This window comes from Micromonospora sp. CNZ296, assembly GCF_007827635.1.
On the sequence record NZ_VISW01000002.1, the window covers coordinates 257,373 to 278,303 of the forward strand.

Here is a 20,931-nt window from a genome sequence, read left to right on the forward strand (position 1 = left end):
GGGGGGGCGCGGGGGGGGGGGGCCGCCCCCGGGGGGGGGGGGGGGGGGCGGGGCGGCGGGGGGGGGGGGCGGGGGGGCCCCCCCCCCCCCCCCCCGCGACCGGTCCCTGTCAGTTCAGGCCGCAGGTGGCGAACCCGTCCAGGTTCGGCCGCTGCGCGCCGATCCGGTTGAAGGCGATCTCGATGCGGTCGAGCGCCGCGACGCGCTTGCTGCGCAGCGGGCCGAGGATGGCGTTGTCGATGAACGCCGGTCCGCCCTCGGGGCGTACCGCGAGCCGGGCCAGGCGGGCGTCGGCCTCGGCGATCTGCTTGTCCAGCGTGGCCAGTTCGGCCTGCACCTGGCCCGCGGCCGCCGCCGGGACGGCGGGGAGCACGACGCGGGGGCAGTTGACGGTCCGCGCCGCGCCGCCGGCGTTACCGTTCTGGCCGCCCGCGTTGCCGTTCTGACCCCCGGCGTTGCCGTTGCCGGTCTGACCGTTGCCGTTCTGCCCGCCGGCGTTGCCGTTGCCGTTCTGGCCGGCACCGTTCTGGCCGGCGCCGCCGTTGACGGCGCTCGGCACGCCCGGGGCGTTGAGCGAGCAGGCCGCCAGCGCGTCCAGGTTAGGTCGCTGCGCGCCGATCCGGTTGAAGGCGATCTCGATGCGGTCGAGCACGGCGACGCGCTTGCTGCGCAGCGGGCCGAGGATGGCGTTGTCGATGAACGCCGGTCCGCCCTCGGGGCGTACCGCCTGCCGGGCCAGCCGCTCGTTCTGCCGGGCGATCTCCTGGTCCAGGTTGGCCAGTTCCCGTTCCACCTGGGCCGACGCCGCAGCGGGGACGGCGGGCAACTTGTCGCGTACGGTCGGGCAGTTCACGGTCTGCGCGGCGGCTGTGGTGGCCGGGCGGTTGTTCTCGCCCGCCGACGCCAGTTGCAGTCCGCCGGCGAACAACAGCGCCGCGAGGGTGCCCACCCCGCCGAGCTTCAGGACCGCGGTCTTGCGCGTACCCCTGGCCATGCACCTCTCCTCTGGTTGACCGGGAGGGCCGGTGCGGCGGGTGCCGCCCCGTCTCCACGGTGCGAAGTGACGACTGGAGGAATCGTGCTCGTGCCCGCTCCGGCATCGCGGTTCCGGCCGATGTTCCGGTCGGCAGTGGATACGGACGGCGCGTCGAGATCGTTCAGTGCGTACCGAGGTTTGACCGCATCGACGTCCGTCGTTAGGCTGCGCTGAAAGCGCTTACTGCGCGGGAGACGTGAGCGTTCGTGGGACGTCCGGGTATCAAGGCCCGCCCCCGACACCGACAGGGCATCGGTGCCGGCGCGGGCACGGCACCACCACCCGCAGGAGACCAGCATGATCAACCGACACCGCCGTACGGTGTTGTGGACGTCCGCCGCGGCGACGGCCGCGCTCGCCGCGTCCGGCCTGGCCGTCGGCGCGACCGCCGCGCAGGCGGCCGCCGGCTGCCGCGTCGACTACGCCGTCACCGCGCAGTGGGGCGGCGGCTTCACCGCCAACGTCAACCTGACGAACCTCGGCGACCCGCTCAACGGATGGGCCGTCACCTGGACGTTCGCCGCCGGTCAGACCGTCGCCCAGGCCTGGGGCGCCGAGATCACCGCCAGCGGCGCCTCGGTGCGGGCCGCCAACGTCAGCTACAACGGCAGCCTGGGCACCAACGCGAGCACGTCGTTCGGCTTCAACGGCACCTGGAACAACAGCAGCAACCCGGTCCCGACCTCGTTCGCCGTCAACGGTGTCACCTGCACCGGCGGCGTCATCCCCACCACCGGCACGCCGCCGACCAGCGCCCCGCCGAGCAGCCCGCCCCCGAGCACGCCACCCCCCAGCACGCCGCCCCCGAGCACGCCGCCGCCGACCGGCGGCGCGATCTACGCCGCGCCGAACGGCACCGCCGGGGCGGCCGGCACCCAGGCCAGCCCCACCACGATCGCCGCGGCGATCACCCGCGTCGGCGCGGGCGGCACGATCTACCTGCGCGGCGGCACCTACAACCTGTCCCAGACGGTCACCGTCGCCGCCGGCAACAACGGCACGTCGGGCGCCCGCAAGAACCTGTACGCCTACCCGGGTGAGACGCCGATCCTGAACTTCTCCGCGATGAGCGAGGACCCGGCCAACCGAGGGCTCGCGCTGAACGCCTCGTACTGGCACGTGCGCGGGATCGTGGTGGAGCGGGCCGGTGACAACGGCATCTTCGTCGGCGGCAGCAACAACATCATCGAGCGTACGGTGACCCGCTTCAACCGCGACACCGGACTGCAACTGTCCCGGATCGCCTCCAGCACGCCCCGCGACCAGTGGCCGGCCAACAACCTCATGGTCAGCGTGGAGTCGCACGACAACGCCGACTCCGACGGCGAGGACGCCGACGGCTTCGCGGCCAAGCTCACCGTCGGCGGCGGCAACGTCTTCCGGTACGCGGTGTCGCACCACAACATCGACGACGGATGGGACCTCTACACCAAGTCCGACACCGGCGCGATCGGCACGGTGACCATCGAGGACTCGCTCGCCTACAGCAACGGCACGCTGAGCAACGGCACGCAGAACGGCAACGGCGACCGCAACGGCTTCAAGCTCGGCGGCGAGGACATCGCCGTCAACCACACCGTCCGGCGCACCATCGCGTACCGCAACGGCAAGCACGGGTTCACGTACAACCGGAACCCGGGCACCATGACGATCTCGAACAACCTGAGCATCGACAACACCGAACGCAACTTCTCGTTCGACGCCGGCACCTCGGTGTTCCGGAGCAACACGTCCTGCCGCTTCGCCGGCAGCGGCTCCAACGACAAGACAATCGGCAACGTGGACGGCTCGAACCAGTTCTGGTCCGGCAGCAACGGCTCCCGCTGCTCCACGTACTCCGGCACCCTCGCCTGGTCCTTCACCGGCGACGGCCGCCTCACGGTGACCCTCGGCGGCCGCCCCGTCTCCCTCTGACCCTCTCCTCTCGGTTGATCATGAGGTTGGCGGCCGGATCGGAGATCGAGAACGCCGTCAACTTCATGATCGACCGGATGTGGGGGTGGGGTGGGACTAGGATCGGGGGAAGGGGCGGCTAGGTGGGGGAGCGTCGCGGGTGGGGTCGTCGCAGCTGCTCGTGGTGCTCGACCGGGACAGCCCGGTGCCGTTGCAGCAGCAGCTCTGCGACCAGATCAGCGGATCCGTCCGCGCCGGCCGGCTGCGCCCCGGCGACCCGGTGCCGCCCAGCCGGGAACTGGCCCACCAACTGGGCGTCTCCCGCACCGTGGTCACCCGCGCGTACGAGCTGCTGCGCGCCAACGGCGTCCTCACCTCCCGGCGCGGCTCCGGCACCCGGGTCAGCGACGCCCTGCCCGACCTGCCGCACCGCGACCCGCCGGCCCGCGCCCCGCTGCGCCCCGAACCGCCGCTGCCCACCGACGCCGGCAGCCCGCTGTGGCGGCCGTGGGAGCCGGCACCCATGCACCGGCCGGACGGTGCGTACGACTTCCGGCACGGCACCCCGGCGCTGGCGAGCTTCCCGGTGGCGCGCTGGCGGCAGTCGCTCGCCACGGCGGTGAGCCGGGCCGACGCGGTGGCGCTGGGCTACGGCCCGGCGGAGGGCTCACCGGCGCTGCGCGCGCAGATCGCCGCGCTGCTGCGGCGCAGCCGGGCGCTCGACGTCGCCCGCGAGCACACCATCGTCACCAGCGGTGCCACCCAGGCCATGGACATCCTGGTCCGGCTGCTCGTCGGCCCCGACGACGTGGTGGTGATCGAGGACCCCAGCCACACGGTGCTGCGGCAGATCTTCGGCTACTCCCGGGCCGCCGTGGTGCCCGTGCCGGTCGACGAGGAAGGGTTGCGGGTCGGCGAGATCGAGGACCGGGTACGCGGCCACGGCCTGGACCCGGCTCGGGTCCGCCTGGTCTACGTCACACCGTCGCACCAGTTCCCGACCGGGTTCGTCATGTCCGAGCGGCGACGGCGGGCGCTGCTGCGCTGGGCACGCGAGCACGCCGTCACGGTGCTGGAGGACGACTACCACAACGAGTTCACGTTCGCCGCCGAACGGCTGCCGTCGCTCGCCGCCGACCCGCAGGGCGCCGACGTGGCCTACGTCGGCAGCTTCAGCAAGACGCTGTTCCCGTCGCTGCGCATCGGCTACGCGGTGCTGCCCCCGCACCTGGTCCGGCCGTTCCTCGGCATCAAGTGGATCACCGACCGGCTGACCCCGACGCTGACCCAGGAGGCGCTCGCCGAGTTCATCGACTCCGGCGCGTACGCCCGGCACATCGCCCGGATGGACCGCCTCTACCGGCAGCGCCGGGCCCGGCTGCTGGAGGCGCTCTACGAGCACTTCGGCGCCGGGGTGCGCGTCTCCGGCGCCGCCGCCGGGCTGCACGTCCTCGTCACGCTCGGTGGCACGCCCGGCGCCGGCGAGGCGGCGATCGTGCGCGCCGCCGCCGCGCGCGGGGTGCGGGTCTATCCCGCCTCCGGCTACTTCGTCACCCACCCGCCGTCGGAGCCGACGTTCCTGATCGGGTACGCGGCGCTGCCCACCGCCCGGATCAGCGAGGGAGTGGCGCTGCTGGCCTGCGCGGCACGGGAAGCGACGGCTCGGTGAACCGAGGCCGGCGGAACCGGTCCCGCTGGGCGTACGGCACCGTGCAGTCGAACACCGCCTTCGCGGTGCGCCCGTCGGCGGACAGCGACCGGGAGTAGCCGGTGTGCTGGCTCGGGTCGAGCGGGAAGCCCTCCCGGTCGGCCAGTACACGCAGATCCTGGTCCGCCTGGAACCGCGTCACCATGGCCCACCACAGGTCCTGGTCGGACTCCATGTCGACGTCCTCGTCCACGCAGAGCACCAGCTTGGCCATCCGGAAGCCGTCCAGCACCGCCTCCGCCGCGTCCCGTACCGCGTCGTCGTCGGCCGGGCCGCGCTTGGCCGGCCACTGGAGCACCACCATGAGCTGGCCGCCGCCGGCTGTGTGGCAGTGCGCGGCCAGCGCCGGTGTGCCCCGGCGGCGCAGCAGGTCCAGCACCGCGGCCTCCATCCCGAAGCCGAGCAGCACCGACTGCTCGTGCCCGGGCCCGGACACGGCCTGGAGGATCGGGCTCTCCCGAGCGGTGATCGCGGTGACCCGGATCAGCGGCAGCGACGGGTGCGCGCGGCCCTGGTAGCCGAGGAACTCCGGGGTGGCGACCGAGCCGTGCCGGCTCTCCGGCGCGTGCTCGGCCAGCAGTTCGCCCTCGATGACGTACTCGGCGTGCGCGACGAACTCGGCGTCCACAGTGGTGCAGGGCAGCAGCTCGACCGGCCGGCCGGCGAGCGCCCCGGCCACCGCCAGCTCGTCCAGGTCCGGCGGCACCAGCGAGGTGGGGCAGCAGGACGACAGCAGGACCGCCGGGCCGAGTCCGAGGTGGATCGCCACCGGCAGCGCCGCGCCCCGGCGCAACGCGGCCTGGTGGGCCAGTTCCAGGTCGCGGCCGGGGACCATCCAGATGGTCAGCGTGTCCGGACCCTGGACACACATCCGGTGCACGGACAGGTTGCGTACCCCGGTGTCCGGATCGGTGGCGAGCACCGCCCCGAGCGTCAGGTATGGGCCGGCGTCCTCGTCGGTGAGCACCGGCACCGGCAGCGCGGTGAGATCCAGCGGCAGCCGATGGCGGGGCCAGCGCGCCGGGTCGGTGGCGGGCACCGGCGGCCGGGGCGCGGCCACCGCGTCGAGCAGCCGGTGCGGCAGCTCGGCCGGGGTGACACCGAGCAGCCCGGCGGCGCGGCGCCGGGTGCCGTAGAGGCCCATCAGCACGGCCCGGGTGGGGCCGTGCGCGGGGCGTACCCGGTCGAACAGCACCGCGGGGCCGGGGCCGGTGGGCGGCGCGGCGGGCGCGCCGGCCCACCGGGCGTAGTGCGCGGAGACGCCGTAGCGGGCGGGCAGCTCCTCGGCGACCCGGACCAGCTCGCCGGGCAGCGGGTCGAGCGTGGCGAGCGCGTGCCGCAGGTCGACGGGTGCCCGGCCGCCGGTCATCGCCGCTCCGGCGCCGCCGGGGCGGCCGGAGCCGTCCCGGCGGCACGGCGGTCCGCCAGCATGTCCAGCTGCATCCGGGTCAGCTCCTCGATCAGCGTGCGGTACGTGGCCACCGCGACCTCCGGCGGCATGCCGTGCCGGCCGGCCAGCTCGGCGACGCGGTCGAGCACCTGCCGGACCCGGTCCGGCGACCGCACGGCCGCCTCGTCGGACTTGTGCGCGGTCAGCTCCCGGACCACCCGGGTACGGACCGCCAGCAGCTCGACGATCCGCTGGTCGAGCCGGTCCACGGCGGCCCGCAGCTCGGTGATGCGGGCCGCGCCGTCCGTCCCGGCGGGGACGTCGCTCACGGCTGGTCGACCCGGTCGACCACGAACACGACAGTGGGCTCGTCCGCGCTGCCCTGGGAGCGGTGCTCCTCGTCGTCCGGGATGACGAAGCCCATGCCGGGGCGGCAGGGCACCGAGCGGTCCCGGAAGTGGATGGTGAACTCGCCCCGCAGCACGTAGCCGGTGTGCCCGCGCAGGCACCAGTGGTGCTCGTCGAACCCGGCGGGCAGCTCCAGCAGGCGCAGCCGCTGCCCCCCGACGTACGCGATCTTGACCCGGCCCTCGGCGCCGGGCTTGTCCCACTTCTCCCACTCGGTGGCGGGGAAGTCGATGCCGACCGGAACGGTCGCCTGCTCAGTGGACATTCTCGCTGTCTCCTCTGGTCGGTACGGATTCGGCGCGGCGGGGCCGCGGCACGCGTTCGTTGCGGTCCCGCGAGGGCAGGACCGGGCCGCCGGTGACCCGCTGGTGGCGTTTGAGCAGCTGCACCATGTCGACCATGCGGTGCACCATGCGCTCCAGCGCGTCGACACCCTCGGGGTCGGTCAGGCCGGGCGTGCCGGTGGTGTTGCGCAGCAGGACCGGGAAGCCGCTGCCCACCAGGATCATGCGGTTGAGCAGCAGGTTGTTGACGATCTGGTTGTGCACCGACGAGTCGCTGTAGCGGCGTCCGGTGACGATGATGCCGCCGACCTTGTCGGCCAGCGGGCGGGTGAAGCGCAGATAGCCGACCCCGGCCCGCTCGATGAAGATCTGCATCAGGTGGGCCAGGCCGAACCCGTGCACCGGCGCGGCGTAGATCAGCCCGTCGGCGCGGACCATCTGCTCCACCAGGGCGGGGACGTCGTCGTCCACGGTGCACGGCAGCGTACGGCTGTTGCAGTCGCCGCACGGGCTGCACGGCGAGATCCGGTGCTCGCGCAGCCGGATGGTGCGCAGGACGGCCCCGCGCTCGGCGATCAGGCGTCCGGCGTGCGCGACCGCGAGGTCGGTGTTGCCGCCCGCCCGTTCGGAACCGTTGATGGCCAGGATGGTGGCTGCTTCGCTGGGCAATCGCACCCCCGAGGGCTCGTCGGCCGGGACGCGGCGCCGCACCGCGCCGCGTCCCGGCCGGTGTCAGTCCGTCAGCTTTCCGGCGAAATAGTCGATGTACGCCTGCATGTCGAAGTGGCCGTGCCCGGACAGGGAGAACAGGATCGCCTTCTCCTCGCCGGTCTCCCGGCAGCGCAGCGCCTCGTCCACGGCGACCCGCACCGCGTGGCTGGACTCCGGCGCCGGCACGATCCCCTCGCTGCGGGCGAACCGCACGCCCGCCTCGAAGCAGGCGGTCTGCGGCACCGCCCGCGCCTCGATCAGGTCCACCTCGCTCAGCGCGCTCACGATCGGCGCCATGCCGTGGTAGCGCAGCCCGCCGGCGTGGATCGCGGGCGGCCGGAAGTCGTGGCCGAGCGTGTGCATCTTTGCCAGCGGGGTGAGCCCGGCGGTGTCGCCGAAGTCGTAGTCGTAGCTGCCCCGGGTCAGCGACGGGCAGGACGCCGGCTCGGCGGCCAGGAACCGGACGGCCGGACCGCCGTCGAGCTGGCGGCGCAGGAACGGCAGGGCCAGGCCCGCGAAGTTGGAGCCGCCGCCGGCCGCGCCGACCACCACGTCGGGGTAGTCGCCGGCCAGCCCCATCTGCGCCAGCGCCTCCTGCCCGATGATCGTCTGGTGCATCAGCACTAGGTTGAGCACCGAGCCGAGCGCGTACCGGGCGGCGCCGCCGCTGTGCAGCGCGGCCTCCACCGCCTCGGAGATGGCCAGGCCGAGGCTGCCGGGGGAGTCCGGGTCGGTGGCGAGCACCGCTCGCCCGGCCTCGGTACGGTCGCTGGGGCTGGCGGTGACCGAGGCGCCGAACGTCTCCATCAGGCCGCGCCGGTACGGCTTCTGGTCGTAGCTGACCCGCACCATGAAGACCTCGCACTCGAGGTCGAAGTAGGCGCACGCCATCGACAGCGAGCTGCCCCACTGGCCGGCGCCGGTCTCGGTGGTCAGCCGCCGCACCCCGTCGAGCTTGCTGTAGTACGCCTGCGGGACGGCGGTGTTCGGCTTGTGACTGCCGGCCGGGCTGACCCCCTCGTACTTGAAGTAGATCCGCGCCGGGGTGTCCAGGTCGCGTTCCAGCCGGCGGGCCCGGAGCAGCGGGCTGGGCCGCCACTGCCGGTAGATGTCGAGCACCGGGCCGGGGATGTCCACGTCCCGTTCGGTGGAGAACTCCTGCGCGATCAGCTCGGAGGCGAACAGCGGCGCCAGGTCGGCCGGGGTGATCGGTTCCCGGGTGCCGGGGTGCAGCATCGGCGGCAGCCCCTTGGGCAGGTCGGGAACCACGTTGTACCAGGTCGTCGGGATGTCACTCTCGGGCAGGACGAACTTCGTGGCGGTCATGGGCCTCTTCCGGTGAGGGGTCGGGCGGGTCAGGGACGGGCGGGGGCCGGCGCGGCGGGCTCCGGCACCGGCCGGGCCTCGGGTCGGATCCGCAGCGCTGCGAACGCGACGACGCCGGCCAGCGGGGTCAGCAGCAGCAGGAGCAGCACGGGCTGGTGCCCGTGCGCCTGCCAGACGAAGCCCAGCCCCATCGGCACCACCAGCCGGGCGGAGCTGAGCACGAAACCGTTGAGCGCCATGAAGGCGCTGACCCGGCGCGGCTCGACGTGGTCGGCGATGTAGGTGGGCACCACCACCGAGGCGATGATCTCGCCGAGGGTCCAGACGACTGTGGACAGGAGCACCGCGGGCAGTGAGAACGCGAACACCAGCACCGCCATCCCGGCCGACCAGAGCAGGCCGGCGACGACGAGCAGTGTGCGGGTCGGGTACGCCTTGATCCGTTTCTCGATCAGCATGCCGGCGCCCACCACGACGATGCTGTTGATGGTGTAGACCGCGCCGACCACCGCCACCGACGAGTTCAGCACCCCGGTGACCGCCAGCGGCAGCGTGTACTCCAGCCCGATCAGCGGCGCCACGTAGCAGAACGAGAGCACCACCAGCACCGCGACGTCCAGGTCGCGCCGCAGCGCCGCCCGGCGCAGCCCGGTCTTCGCCGGTGTCCCGGCCGCGTTGCGGCCGGTGTCGGCGGGCACGCTGAGCCGGATGGTGAGCGCCGCGAGCAGCCCGAGCAGGATGTTCCCGGCGAACATCAGGCCGTACGAGTACGCCGCGGCCAGGCCGCCCAGCAGCGGCCCGACGCCCATGCCGAGGTTGTTGGCGATGTAGCTGACGGTGTACGCGAACGGCCGCTGCTCCGGCTCGGCGAGGTCGGCGATCAGCGTGTTGGCGGCGGGCGCGAACATGCCCATGCCGACGAGCGCGACGAACAGCAGCGCCGCGTACGTCCACGGCGGGCCGTCCAGCACCGCCAGCCCGAGGTAGCCGGCCGCGTTGAGCAGCAGGCTGGACACCAGCGCGGCCCGCCGGCCGGCGCGTGCGCAGACCGGGCCGCTGAGCAGGCTCCCGGCGAGCAGGCCGGTGCTGCCGACCGAGATCAGCACACCCGCCTCGCCGGTGCTCAACCCTCGGCTGCGCACCAGGTATACCGCGAGCAGCGGGAAGACGAACATGCCCGCGCGGTTGATGAAGGAGGCGAGCACCAGCATCCGCAGCGGACGGGGCAGCGCCCGGAACCGGCTCAGCCACATGACGCCTCCCCGGCCGGTTCGGTACGCACCTGGAAGGCGTCCCGGATGGTCTTGAACCGGGCCCGCACGTCGTCGAAGTCCCGGCCCTCGCAGACGTACCAGCCGAGCACGTCGTTCGAGGCGGTCGGCGGCGCGAGCACGTCGCCGACGCCCTTCCACACGTCGGCGTCGAGGACCGAGTCCAGCGCCCGCAGCTCGTCGGCGGTGGTGATCGCGGTGATCCGGCCGTACCGGTCGGAGCAGAGGTACTCGGTGCCGGTCTCCGCGCCCAGCGCGGCGGCGGGCCGGTGCCCGGGGTCCAGTTCCAGCCGGCACCACTCGCCCGCGAGGTTGATGCCGCGCCCGGCCTCGATGGCCGGGACGATCGATCCGCCGCCGGCCCGGGCCGCCGCCTCGCCGAAGACCACCTCGCCGTCGTCGCGCAGGAAGAACTCCACGTGCGCGACCCCGGTACGCATGCCGAAGCCGCGCAGGAGCTCCGCGCTGGCGGTCAGGATGCGCTGCTCGGCGGGGGTCAGGTCGTGCTTGCGGGAGATCGTGCCGCCCGGCTCGTCGCGGAACTCCAGCACCGAGTACGTGTAGCGGGAGAGCTGCTCGAAGACCACCTCGCCGTCGCGCAGCAGCGAGTCGACGTGGTACTCCGCGCCGCGGACGTACTCCTCGACCCGGTAGTCGTGGCGCGCGTCGGCCACGAGCGGCCACACCCGGGCCAGGTCGTCGGCCGAGTCCACCCGGTGGGTGTCGCCGCAGGCCCAGCCGGCGTACGGCTTGACCACCACCGGCCAGCCCACCTCGGCGGCGAACTCGGCGACCGCGCCGATGGTGTCCGGGCGGCAGGAGCGGGCCACCGGCACGCCCAGCTCGACGGCCCGGCGGTGCATCACGTTCTTGTCCCGGAAGGCGAGCGCCTGCTCCGGGTCCAGGCCGGGGATGCCGTGGTCGCGCCGGCACCGCGCGGCGGTCAGCACGTCGCCCTCGAACAGCGGGAAGATCCGCTCGATCGGACGGTCGGCGACGATCGCCGCGACCGCCGCCCGGACCGCCTCCGGGTCGTCCAGGTCGGCCCGGTGGCAGGGCAGCCCGGCGGTCTCCGGCGCCGGCCCGCCGGTGGGCAGCAGCACCACGCTGTCCACGCCGAGGTCGGTGGCGGCGGCGACGACGCTGCGGAACTGGGCGGCGTAGCGGCCGGCCGCGGGCCGGTAGACGATCAGGATCGCGCGGTTCACGAGCGGACCCCCGGGGTGCCGGCGGGGCTGAGCGGGGCCTCGACGGGGAACGCGGCGTCCCGGGTCTCCCGGTCCAGCACCGCCCGGTGGCGGGGCGCGGCGGTCAGCTCGCCGAGCACGGCGTCGAGGCGGTCCAGCGCCGCCTCCACCTCCGCCCGGCCGCCCGGATGGGCCGCCTCGACTGTGAGCAGCAGCCGCCGCCGGCCCAGGTCGGTGCGGACCAGGTGGCCCTGGCGCCAGTTCCAGCGCCGGGAGTGGGCCCGCCCGTGGTCGTCGGCGTAGACGACCTCGCCCGGTTCGGGCCGCTCCGGCGCATCGGGCGCGCCGAGCGGCAGGTACGCCTCCGTGCCGTCGGCCGGCCGGACGGCGAGCGCGCCGATGCCGTCCACCGCGCAGGAGGCCACCGGCAGCGCCGAGTCCAGCGAGACGGCGTTGCAGAGGTCCACGAGCGCGTTGATCCGGGGCAGCCGGTCGCCCCGGGCCACCCGGCGGGCGATCGACTCGGCGGCGCACGGGAACCGGTTCGGGTTCACCGCCACCGCCCGGTACGCCGCCCGCCACCCGGCGATGCCCGGCAGCTCGGACACCCCGGCCTTGTCCAGGCCGGCCCGGTGCAGCGCGTTCTCGGCGGCGGTCAGTCGCTCCGCCACGGCCGGGTGGGCCGGCCCGACCTCGATCGCCGGCACGGCGAGCAGGCCGAGGACGTAGTCCGGCACGCTCGCCGTCACCCGGTCGTCGATGCGGACGGACAGCCGGTCGGCGCCGTCGCTGAGCTGGGTCATCGTCATCCCCGTCGGTTCGGTTCACACGGTCGCCCCGACCGTACGAAGCGGCGCCGCCACCGGTTGTGGCCAATCCCCGCCGATCCGGTGAGGCCAATCCGGGCCCGCGCGGCCGGCCGCATCAGGCGACCCCGGCCGGCCGGCGGTCCCGGTAGGCGGCGGCGTCCCCGGCGACCACCCGCCCGCCCAGCAGCACCATCTCGATCGCCTCGGGCCGCCCCAGCACCGTGATGTCCCGCGCCGGGTCGCCGTCGGTGACCACCAGGTCGGCCAGCCGGCCCGGCTGCACCGTCCCGGCCTCGCCGCCGCGCCCGGCCAGCCGCGCGCCGTTGGCGGTGGCCCAGGTCAGCACCGTCGGTGCGGGGATGCCGGCCATGCTCACGTACGTCTCGAGCTCCTCGGCGTACCGGCCGTGCGGGGTCCAGGCGAACCCGAAGTCGTCACCGGCCACGATCGGGATGCCCATCTCCACCATCAGCGGCAGGATCCGCAGCGTGTTCTCCACCTCGGCCTGGAACTCCAGCGTCTCCAGGTACTCCGGGGTCTTGCCGTGCGCGGTGCCGGTGGTGAGCAGCCGGTGCGGCTGGTGCAGGCTCGGCACCACGAAGATGCCGCGTTCGGCGATCGCCTCCAGCGCCGCGTCGTCGGCGTACGTGGCGTGGTCGATCACGTCCACCCCGGCGGCGATGGCGTTGCGGATGCCGCCCAGCCCGCGTGAGTGCGCCCGGATCCGTACCCCCCGCTCGTGTGCGGCGCGGGCCGCGATCACCAGTTCCTCGGCGGTGAACAGCAGCTCGTGCGAGCGGCCGTTGGGGAACGTGTCGTCGCCGGTGGAGAACACCTTGATGATCTCCGCGCCCTGGGCGACCTCGGTGTCGACGTACTCGACCAGTTCCTCCGGTGTGTCGGCCAGCCGCATCAGGTCGGTGGGGATGCGCTGCTTGACCGCCGGGTTGCGCCGCTGCGGCGGCCCGGAGACCATCAGGTCCCGGCTGCACGGCGTGATCCGCGGGCCGGGCAGCCGCCCGGCGTCGATCGCCCGGCGCAGCGCCATGTCGATGCCGGCCACCGAGCCGGCGCCGACGAACGCGGTGTAGCCCAGCCGGAGCATGGCCGCCGCGTTCGCCGCCGCGCCCAGCGTCACCTCCGGGATCGAGTGCTTGAACAGCGTCTCCCGGCCGTCGAGCACGTTCAGGTAGGCGATGTGGGTGTGGCCGAGCGTCATGCCCGGCATCACGGTCCGCCCGTCCAGGTCCAGCACGTCGACGTCCGGGTCGTGCAGCGGGGCCTGCGCCTCGGGCAGCACCGCGACGATCCGCTCCCCGTCGAGCAGCACGCTGTGGTGCGGCCGGGACGCCACCCCCAGCCCTTCCTGGACGGTGGCGCGGTGCAGCAAGGTTCGTCGGGACACGGCTGTCACTCCGGTTCTCCTCGAAGGTGCGGTCGGCGGTGGCCGAAGAGCAGCCAGACGATCTCCGCGCCGGGGCGGCGGACCACCCAGCGCAGCGCGTGCCGGCGTACCCCCGGGGCGTTCGTCACCGCGAGGTCGGCGGCCCCGGCGGCGAGCAGCTCGGCGGCGTGCTGGGTGGACTCGGCGTCCAGCCACCGCATCGGACGGTCGCGCAGCGCGGGCGGGGCCAGGTCGGCGAAGATCCGCCGGACCTCCCAGAGCGCGGCCACAGTGACCTCGCCGTCGCCCGGGTGCGCGTCCCGTTCCCGCGCCGCGATGCCGTACTCCGGGGTGGCCTGCGCGAAGTAGGCGTCCAGGCGCAGGTCGCGGTGCCAGTGGAAGCGGGTGGCGCCCTGGTACGCGCTGGGCACCAGCGCCTGGTCGACGCGGCGTTCCACGAGCGCGCCGAGCACCTCGTCGAACGTGTCGCACAGCTCGATGCGCAGCGCGTGCCGCTCGGCCAGGAACGCGGCGGTCAGGTGGCTGGACGTGCCGGCCGGCCCGAGCGTGGCCACCGCCGTGCCGGGGTGATCCGCCCACCGGTCCACCACCGTCCGCCACCGCCGCCCGTACGCCCCGGCGAGCAGGCCGGGCAGCGCGGGCACCGGCGCGGCGGCTGCGGTGTCAGGTGTCGTAGCCACGCCTGCCCGCCATCCGCCGGGCCACCCGGGTCTCGTGGTCGTCGGCGACCCGCCGGTCCACGATCCGCGCGGCCTTCCAGCTCACGAACGCCCCGGTGCTGACGATCGGGTCCAGCCCGTCGCTCAGCTCGACCTCCACCGGCACGCCGAGCGCGGCGGCGGCACGCCGGCGCACCCCGTCGGCCACCGCGGCCGGGTCGTCCACCAGGTCCTTGAGCAGCTCCAGCCGGACGGTGAGCCGGTCGCCGCCGGCCGGGTCGTGGTCGATCACCACCTGGTAGCCGGCCGAGCCGGTGACGCCGGTGAGCACCGCGCTCTCGATCTGCCCGGCGGTACGGCGTTGCCCGCCCAGGTCGATGCGGTCGAGCGTGCGCCCGACGATCTGCACCAGGTCGCCGGGCATCTCGCAGTCGCAGTCCGACGCGCCGACCACCACCGCGTCGCCGGTGCGGTAGCGGATCAACGGCTTCACGCCGTCGACGAGCATGGTCACCGTGAGCTCGCCGGTGCCGCGCGGGCCGTGCGACGCGCCCGTCTCCGGGTCGACCACCTCGATCAGGTAGTTGGTCTGGGACAGGTGCATCCGCTTGTTGCGGCAGGCGGTGGCGATCACGAACGCCTCCTGCGAGCCGTACAGGATGTTGTAGACGTCAGCGCCCCAGACCGACTCCAGGTTGTGCGCCAGCGCCGGCGTGCACATCTCGCCGGTGACGAACAGCAGCTCGACCGCGAAGTCCTCGCGCAGCCGGTAGCCGTGGTGCTCGGCGGCCTTGGCCAGCATCAGCGCCACGCCCGGCGTGCAGCAGATCACCTCAAGTTCCAGGTCCCGCATCAGCTGGAGGGCCTTGGCGAACCCGATCACCGGCGAGTACGGCCAGATCTTCGCGTTCATCGCGCCGGTGTTGCGGGCCACGTCGCCGAGCGTGTCGCCGAACGAGTGCACCTCGGTCGGGCCCATCAGCCCCACGCGGGGCGCGTGGTCGCCGAAGTGGTGGCGGAAGATCGACGCCCAGGACTCGGTGACGTGGGCGTTGCTGGCCACCACCTCGCGGCCGTCGCGGGGGCAGGGCGTGGCGGGCCCGGTGGTGCCGGTGGTCTCGTAGAAGAAGACGGCCTCGGCCAGCGGGCGGCTGAGCACGTCGAGCATCTCCTCGCGCAGGTGCGCCTTCGTGGTGAAGGGCAGCCGGTCGAGCGTGGCCGGGGTGATCGTGGACAGGTCGATCCCGGCGAGGTGCCGGGCGTAGAACGGCGAGCCGGTGCCGACCTGGTCGAGCACCCGGCGCAGCTGCCGGTCCCGCCAGTCACCGAGCTGCTCGGCGGTGAGCGTGCGGTCGTAGAACGCGCGGTGCAGACGCAGGTAGTCGGCGGCGAAACCGGCCGCCGGGCCGGTGGTGGGAAGCCACATGGATCGGGGTCCTCTCGGTGTGCGTCAGTGCAGGCCGCCGTCGACGTCCAGCACGGAGGCGGTGACGTAGCTGCTGTCCGGGCCGGCCAGCCAGGCGACGGCGGCGGCGATCTCGTCCGGGGCGCCGAAGCGGCCGGCCGGGATACGGGCCCGGTAGTCGTCCCGGCGGGCCGCCGGGATCCGGGCGGCCATCGGCGTCTCGACCAGCCCGGGGGCGACCGCGTTGACCCGGATGCGGTGCGCGGCGAGCGCCCGGCCGAGGCTGCGGGTGAGCGCGACGACAGCGCCCTTCGAGGCGCCGTACGCGGCGTCCGGGCTGCCGATCCGGCCACTGATCGAGGCGACGTTGACCACGGTGCCCGGACGTCCGGCGGCCACCAGCGCCCGGGCGTACGCGAGCGTGCCGAAGAACGTCGCGCCGAGGTTCGTGTCCAGCACCTCGGCGTACGTGCGCGGGTCGTAGTCGAGGAAGTCCCGGGCCGGGTAGACGCCGGCGTTGTTCACCAGCACGGCGGGCAGGCCGTGCCGCTCGTGCACGTCGTCCAGCAGCCGCTGCGCCTGATCCGGCACGGCCAGGTCGGCGACGAGCGCCGCGTACGCGGACGGGTCGGCGGCCGGCTCGCGGTCGACGCTGAGCACCCGGTGACCGGCGCGGGTGAGTGCCGCGGTGACTGCCCGGCCGATGCCGCCGGCCCCGCCGGTGACCACGGCGAGCGGGGGTACGGACCCGGACATGATCCGTCTCCGCCGCTCAGCCGGCGACCGGCAGCGCCGCCGGTACGCCGCGCAGGAAGTTGTCGAACAACCGCAGCCCGTCCTGTGTGGTCACGCTCTCCGGATGGAACTGCACCCCCTCGACGGCGAGCGTGCGGTGGCGCAGGCCCATCACGTAGCCGTCGTCGCCGGAGCGGGCGGTCACCTCCAGCGGGGGCGGCACCGGGTCGGCGACGATGAGCGAGTGGTAGCGGGTGACCGTCAGCGGCGCCGGCGCCCCGGCGTACACCCCGCGGCCGTCGTGCGTGACCTCGCTGGTCTTGCCGTGCATCAGGTGCCGGGCCACAGCGATCGTGCCGCCGTACGCCAGGCCGATCGCCTGGTGGCCGAGGCAGACGCCGAGCAGCGGCACCCGGCCGGCGAACGCGTGGACCAGCTCGACGTGGCCGGAGTCGCCGGGGTGGCCGGGCCCGGGGCCGAGCACCACCGCGTCGGGGCGCAGCGCGGCGAGGTGCCGGGGGCTGCGCGCGCGGGACCGGACCACCACCGTCCGCGCGCCGAGCGTGCGCAGGTACTGGTCGATGATGTGGGTGAAGCTGTCGTACGCGTCGACGAGCAGGACCTTCACGGCAGCAGCTCCTCGCCGGTCAGGGCCCAGTAGGCGGCGCTCATCTTGGCCAGCGTCTCCCGCCACTCGGCGGCCGGTGTGGAATCGGCGACCACCCCGGCGGACGCCTGGGTGTGGTAGCGGTGCCCGTCGTGCACGACGGTGCGGATGCAGAGCGCGAGCACCGCGAACCCGCGGACGTCGACCAGGCCGATCGCGCCCGCGTAGATGCCCCGGGGCTCCGCCTCCAGCCCGTCGATGATCTCCATCGACCGCAGCTTCGGCGCGCCGGTCATGGTGCCGGCCGGGAACGCGGCGCGGACCGCCGCCCACACGTCCGCGCCGTCGTCGAGGCGGCCGGACACGGTGGAGACCAGGTGGTGCACGTACGCGAACGGCTCGACGTCGAGCATCGCGTCCACCGACAGCGTGCCCGGCTCGCAGACCCGGCCGATGTCGTTGCGGCACAGGTCGACGAGCATGACGTGCTCGGCGCGCTCCTTCTCGCTGGCCCGCAGCTCGGCCACCCGGCGGCGGTCGGTCAGCGGGTCGGCCGAGCGGGCGGCGGTGCCGGCGATCGGGCGCATCGACAGCCGGTCGCCGTCCAGGCGCAGGAACAGCTCCGGGCTGGCGCCGATCACCGTGCGCCCGGCCCAGGGCGCCAGGTACATGTACGGCGACGGGCTGCGGTGCCGCAGGCGCCGGTAGACGTCCAGCGGGGTGAGGGTGGTCTCCACCTCGATGCGGTGGCCGATCTGCACCTGGTAGCTGTCGCCGACCCGGATGTGCCGCAGGCACCGCCGCACCCGCTCGGCGAACGTCTCCTCGTCGACTGTGTCGCGCACCCGTTCCGGCGTGGGCGCGGGTGGCGGCGGCTGGTCGGCGGGCACGCCGGTGAGCAGCCGCGTCACCGGCGGCGCCGGCTGCTGCGGCAGGTGCGGGCCGGTGGCGTGCAGCTGGTGCGCCGTCCCGGCGCGAAGGTCCCACCAGACGGTGTGCCGGAACAGTGTCAGCGCGCACCGGGGGAGGTCGTCGTCGGCCCGGTCCAGGGTCAGCTCGTCCATGTCGCGGGCGGCCTCGTAGGCCAGGGTGGTGAGGAAACCGAAGGCGAACCGGCCGGCCGGCACGGGCGTCTCGACGGTGAAGGCCCGCTGCACGGCGCGGACCACCGACCAGAGCTGCGCCGGGCCGGGCACGTGCCAGGCGGACGTGGTGTCGCGCTGCCGGGCCGGCGCGCCGAGGACGGCGGTGACCACCGCGCGCAGCGCGTCGCCCAGCGGCCCGGCGGCGGTCAGCTCGCACCTGTCGGCCAGGAACCGCAGCTCGGCGAGGCGGCCCCAGCCCACCGCCGCGGCCTGCCGGTCGGCGGCCGGCCCGTCCAGGCTTTCGAAGAGGTACGCGTCGTGCGCGGCATGGCTTTGTGTCAATGCGGTGTACAACGCGAGCGGATTGATGGACGGCAGTGTGATTGAGGTCACGGAAATCGGAATGCGGTCGGCCGGCGTCGTGCCTCCCGGCGTCTCCGAACGGTGGTCTGTGGTTTCCGCACCCACCGCAGTCGACAATGAGGACACTGTGGAACCCCCCTTTGAGCAGCCCGGATGCCCCCACGCGGACCGGCTGGGCCACGTTCGGTGACAGATCGGACTTCCCCCGTTGAAAAGGACGCGCGGCACCCCCCGGGTTCGGCCGGGAATGGGTTGCGGTCCCGGGAAACACTTTCACCAAGTGCGGTTCCCGCTGTCCATACCACTTCGGTGACCGGGGAGAGGACCAATCGGTGTGGCATCTGAATCTGTCAATTGACGGCGACGCGCGCGAAACGTTGTCGGCGCAGCTCCGCAACGCTCTGCGCGGCCGGATCACCGACGGCACGCTGCGCCCCGGGACGCGCGTCCCGTCGACCCGGCAGCTCGCGACTGACCTCGGCGTGTCCCGGACCGTGGTCGTCGAGGCGTACGAACAGCTCTGCGCCGAGGGCTACCTGACGTCGCAGCGCGGCTCCGGCACCTCGGTGGCGGACTCCGCGCGCGCCGGTGTCACCTCCGCGCTCACCGCCGACGAGGCGCCCGCGCCGGAGGTGTGGGACCTGCGCGCCGGCGGCACCGACGTGTCCACGTTCCCGCGCCAGGACTGGATCCGCTGTGTCGGCGCGGTGCTCCGCTCGGCCGGGCCGCGGGAACTGGGCTACGCCCCGCCGTCCGGTCTGCCGCCGGTCCGCCGCACGCTCGCCGGCTACCTCGGCCGGGTCCGGGGCGTCCGCGTCCGCCCCGAGCACCTGATGATCACGTCCGGCTTCGCCCAGGGGCTGGCGCTGCTCTGCCGGGTGCTGCGCGACCAGGGACACGAGGCGATCGGCGTCGAGGATCCCGGGCACCCGGGGGAGTGGGCGTTCATCGCCGACGCCGGGCTGCGGCCGGTGAGCGTGCCGGTGGACCGGGAGGGCATCCGCGTCGACGAGCTGGCCGCCACCGGCGTACGCGCCGTGCTCACCACCCCGGCCAGCCAGTTCCCCACCGGCGCTCCGCTGAGCCGGCGGCGCCGGGAGCAACTGCTCGACTGGGCGCGGGCGGTGGACGGGTACGTCGTCGAGGACGACTTCGACGCCGCGTTCGTGCCACCGGCGCAGCGGATGCCCGCGTTGCAGAGCGTCGCGCCGGACCGCGTGGTCTACGCGGGCAGCGCCAGCAAGGTCCTCGCCCCGGCGCTGCGGCTCGGCTGGCTGGCCGCGCCGACCGGGCTGGCCGCCTCGATCGAGCGGGTCCGGGCCGGCTGGGACATCGGCTGCTCCGGGCTGGACCAGCTCGCCTTCGCGCGGCTCGTGGACACCGGCGCGTTCGACCGGCACCTGCGCCGGCTGCGCGCCGAGTTCCAGCGCCGCGGCCAGGCGGTACGCCAGCACGTCGCGCGCCACCTGCCCGGCGTGGCGCCGCTCGACGCCAGTGGCGGCCTCCAGACGTACCTGGTGCTGCCCCGCTGGTGTGCTGAGGAGTCCATGGTGGCCGCCGCGCGGCGCCGGTCCGTGCTGGTTCGCGGCGGCCGGTTCTACGCCCTGCGCGCCGACGGCCGGCCACCGGCGCTGGTCATCGGGTACGCCGGGGTGCGCGGCGCCGAGCTGGGCCGGGGGCTGGCCGGGGTCGCCGCTGCCTACCGCGACGTGACCGCCCGTCACGCGACCGGTGTCAATGCGCGGCGGGTCGCCGATTCCGACCGAAGGACCGGCTTGACAGCGTGATCGTTGATTAGGTTAGCCTAACCTCCGTGACGAGCAGAACGGTGCGAGCCGACGGCTTGAGCGGCAGCGACCTGCGGCTGGGCTACCACGGCACGACGGTGGTGCACGACGCCGCCATCACGCTGCGGCCCGCGGCGGTGACCGCGTTGGTCGGCCCCAACGGCAGCGGCAAGTCGACGCTGCTGCGCGGGCTGGCCCGCCTGCACCCGCTGGAACACGGCGAGATCGTGCTGGCCGACGGCACGCCGGCCCGGACGCTGTCCGCCCGGGACTTCGCCCGCCGGGTCACGCTGCTCGCGCAGAGCCGCCCCACCCCCAGCGGGGTGACGGTGCGGGACGTGGTCGGGTACGGCCGGCACCCGTACCGGCAGCGGTGGCGCGCGAACGACCTCGACGGACCGGCCGCGATCGACCGGGCCATGCGGGTGACGGGCGTGGACGGCATGGCCGGCCGGCCGGTCGACGAGCTGTCCGGCGGCGAGCTGCAACGGGTCTGGCTGGCCACGTGCCTGGCCCAGGACACCGCGATCCTGCTGCTGGACGAGCCGACCACGTTCCTGGACCTGCGCTACCAGGTGGAGATCCTCGACCTGATGCGCGAACTCGCCGACACCGCCGGCGTCGCCGTCGGTGTGGTGCTGCACGACCTCAACCAGGCCGCCGCCGTCGCCGACCAGGTGGTGCTCCTGCACGAAGGCCGGGTCCGCGGCGCCGGCACGCCGCACGAGGTGTTCACCGAGGAGGCGCTCACCGAGGCGTACGGCATCCGCGTCGAGGTGAGCGTCGACCCGGTCACCAACCTGCTCTCCACTCGTCCCGTCGGCCGGCACACGACCCGCGTCTCCGCCTGACCGACTCCTGC

Annotated in this window: 19 protein-coding genes; 4 read left to right on the forward strand and 15 right to left on the reverse strand. The window is 74.1% G+C overall.

Annotated elements, in window-relative coordinates:
* Positions 1 to 109 precede the first annotated feature (109 nt).
* Positions 110 to 994, reverse strand: coding sequence for a hypothetical protein (locus FB455_RS04055; RefSeq protein ID WP_071095564.1), 885 nt, complete (start codon positions 992 to 994; stop codon positions 110 to 112).
* A 339-nt stretch (positions 995 to 1,333) separates the two neighbouring features.
* Between FB455_RS04055 and FB455_RS04060 the strand changes: the two genes are divergently transcribed.
* Together FB455_RS04060 and pdxR (FB455_RS04065) are read left to right on the forward strand one after the other, a co-directional pair.
* Positions 1,334 to 2,950 (forward strand): cellulose-binding domain-containing protein, encoded by a 1,617-nt coding sequence (locus FB455_RS04060; protein WP_145752244.1) that lies wholly within the window; start codon positions 1,334 to 1,336, stop codon positions 2,948 to 2,950.
* Positions 2,951 to 3,089: 139 nt separating this feature from the next.
* Complete coding sequence (gene pdxR / locus FB455_RS04065) at positions 3,090 to 4,598, forward strand: MocR-like pyridoxine biosynthesis transcription factor PdxR (protein WP_145752246.1); 1,509 nt, start codon at positions 3,090 to 3,092, stop codon at positions 4,596 to 4,598.
* On the opposite strand, the gene FB455_RS04070 is transcribed toward pdxR (FB455_RS04065), so the two are convergent.
* The 14 genes from FB455_RS04070 to FB455_RS04135 all read right to left on the reverse strand — a co-directional run bounded on the left by FB455_RS04070 (position 4,543) and on the right by FB455_RS04135 (position 18,261).
* Entirely contained in the window at positions 4,543 to 6,006 is a 1,464-nt protein-coding gene (locus FB455_RS04070) for a UbiD family decarboxylase (protein WP_071095560.1), read from the reverse strand. The genes pdxR (FB455_RS04065) and FB455_RS04070 overlap by 56 nt on opposite strands.
* Positions 6,003 to 6,356, reverse strand: a complete 354-nt coding sequence (locus FB455_RS04075) for a chorismate mutase (protein WP_030268797.1) — start codon at positions 6,354 to 6,356, stop codon at positions 6,003 to 6,005. Before FB455_RS04075 ends, FB455_RS04070 begins: the two co-directional genes overlap by 4 nt.
* The gene (locus tag FB455_RS04080; RefSeq protein ID WP_013477221.1) at positions 6,353 to 6,700 is read right to left on the reverse strand and encodes a cupin domain-containing protein; all 348 of its coding nucleotides are present in this window, start codon (positions 6,698 to 6,700) and stop codon (positions 6,353 to 6,355) included. Before FB455_RS04080 ends, FB455_RS04075 begins: the two co-directional genes overlap by 4 nt.
* The gene (locus FB455_RS04085; RefSeq protein ID WP_036310210.1) at positions 6,690 to 7,394 is read right to left on the reverse strand and encodes a flavodoxin family protein; all 705 of its coding nucleotides are present in this window, start codon (positions 7,392 to 7,394) and stop codon (positions 6,690 to 6,692) included. Before FB455_RS04085 ends, FB455_RS04080 begins: the two co-directional genes overlap by 11 nt.
* A gap of 57 nt (positions 7,395 to 7,451) precedes the next feature.
* The gene (locus FB455_RS04090; RefSeq protein ID WP_091328707.1) at positions 7,452 to 8,756 is read right to left on the reverse strand and encodes a TrpB-like pyridoxal phosphate-dependent enzyme; all 1,305 of its coding nucleotides are present in this window, start codon (positions 8,754 to 8,756) and stop codon (positions 7,452 to 7,454) included.
* Between the two features lie 29 nt (positions 8,757 to 8,785).
* A complete protein-coding gene (locus FB455_RS04095) occupies positions 8,786 to 10,009 on the reverse strand; it encodes an MFS transporter (RefSeq protein ID WP_071095558.1) in 1,224 nt (407 codons plus the stop codon).
* Complete coding sequence (locus FB455_RS04100) at positions 10,000 to 11,235, reverse strand: ATP-grasp domain-containing protein (RefSeq protein ID WP_071095555.1); 1,236 nt, start codon at positions 11,233 to 11,235, stop codon at positions 10,000 to 10,002. Before FB455_RS04100 ends, FB455_RS04095 begins: the two co-directional genes overlap by 10 nt.
* On the reverse strand, positions 11,232 to 12,017 hold the full coding sequence (locus tag FB455_RS04105; RefSeq protein ID WP_071098784.1) for a B3/B4 domain-containing protein: 786 nt from the start codon (positions 12,015 to 12,017) through the stop codon (positions 11,232 to 11,234). Before FB455_RS04105 ends, FB455_RS04100 begins: the two co-directional genes overlap by 4 nt.
* Positions 12,018 to 12,138: 121 nt before the next feature.
* On the reverse strand, positions 12,139 to 13,428 hold the full coding sequence (locus FB455_RS04110; protein ID WP_236619316.1) for an amidohydrolase family protein: 1,290 nt from the start codon (positions 13,426 to 13,428) through the stop codon (positions 12,139 to 12,141).
* 5 nt (positions 13,429 to 13,433) lie between these two features.
* On the reverse strand, positions 13,434 to 14,108 hold the full coding sequence (locus FB455_RS04115) for a prephenate dehydratase (RefSeq protein WP_225319513.1): 675 nt from the start codon (positions 14,106 to 14,108) through the stop codon (positions 13,434 to 13,436).
* Positions 14,092 to 15,513 carry a phenylacetate--CoA ligase family protein gene (locus FB455_RS04120; protein ID WP_091328705.1) on the reverse strand — a complete coding sequence of 474 codons (1,422 nt, stop codon included), beginning with the start codon at positions 15,511 to 15,513 and terminating at the stop codon, positions 14,092 to 14,094. Before FB455_RS04120 ends, FB455_RS04115 begins: the two co-directional genes overlap by 17 nt.
* Positions 15,514 to 15,537: 24 nt before the next feature.
* A complete protein-coding gene (locus FB455_RS04125; protein ID WP_013285752.1) occupies positions 15,538 to 16,248 on the reverse strand; it encodes an SDR family NAD(P)-dependent oxidoreductase in 711 nt (236 codons plus the stop codon).
* A gap of 16 nt (positions 16,249 to 16,264) precedes the next feature.
* On the reverse strand, positions 16,265 to 16,855 hold the full coding sequence (locus tag FB455_RS04130; protein ID WP_013285753.1) for an anthranilate synthase component II: 591 nt from the start codon (positions 16,853 to 16,855) through the stop codon (positions 16,265 to 16,267).
* On the reverse strand, positions 16,852 to 18,261 hold the full coding sequence (locus FB455_RS04135) for an anthranilate synthase component I family protein (RefSeq protein ID WP_486481495.1): 1,410 nt from the start codon (positions 18,259 to 18,261) through the stop codon (positions 16,852 to 16,854). The genes FB455_RS04130 and FB455_RS04135 overlap by 4 nt, the downstream gene beginning before the upstream one ends.
* Positions 18,262 to 18,659: 398 nt before the next feature.
* Between FB455_RS04135 and pdxR (FB455_RS04140) the strand changes: the two genes are divergently transcribed.
* Positions 18,660 to 20,069 carry a MocR-like pyridoxine biosynthesis transcription factor PdxR gene (gene pdxR, locus FB455_RS04140; RefSeq protein WP_486481496.1) on the forward strand — a complete coding sequence of 470 codons (1,410 nt, stop codon included), beginning with the start codon at positions 18,660 to 18,662 and terminating at the stop codon, positions 20,067 to 20,069.
* Between the two features lie 41 nt (positions 20,070 to 20,110).
* On the forward strand, positions 20,111 to 20,920 hold the full coding sequence (locus FB455_RS04145) for an ABC transporter ATP-binding protein (protein WP_013477212.1): 810 nt from the start codon (positions 20,111 to 20,113) through the stop codon (positions 20,918 to 20,920).
* Positions 20,921 to 20,931: the final 11 nt, after the last annotated feature.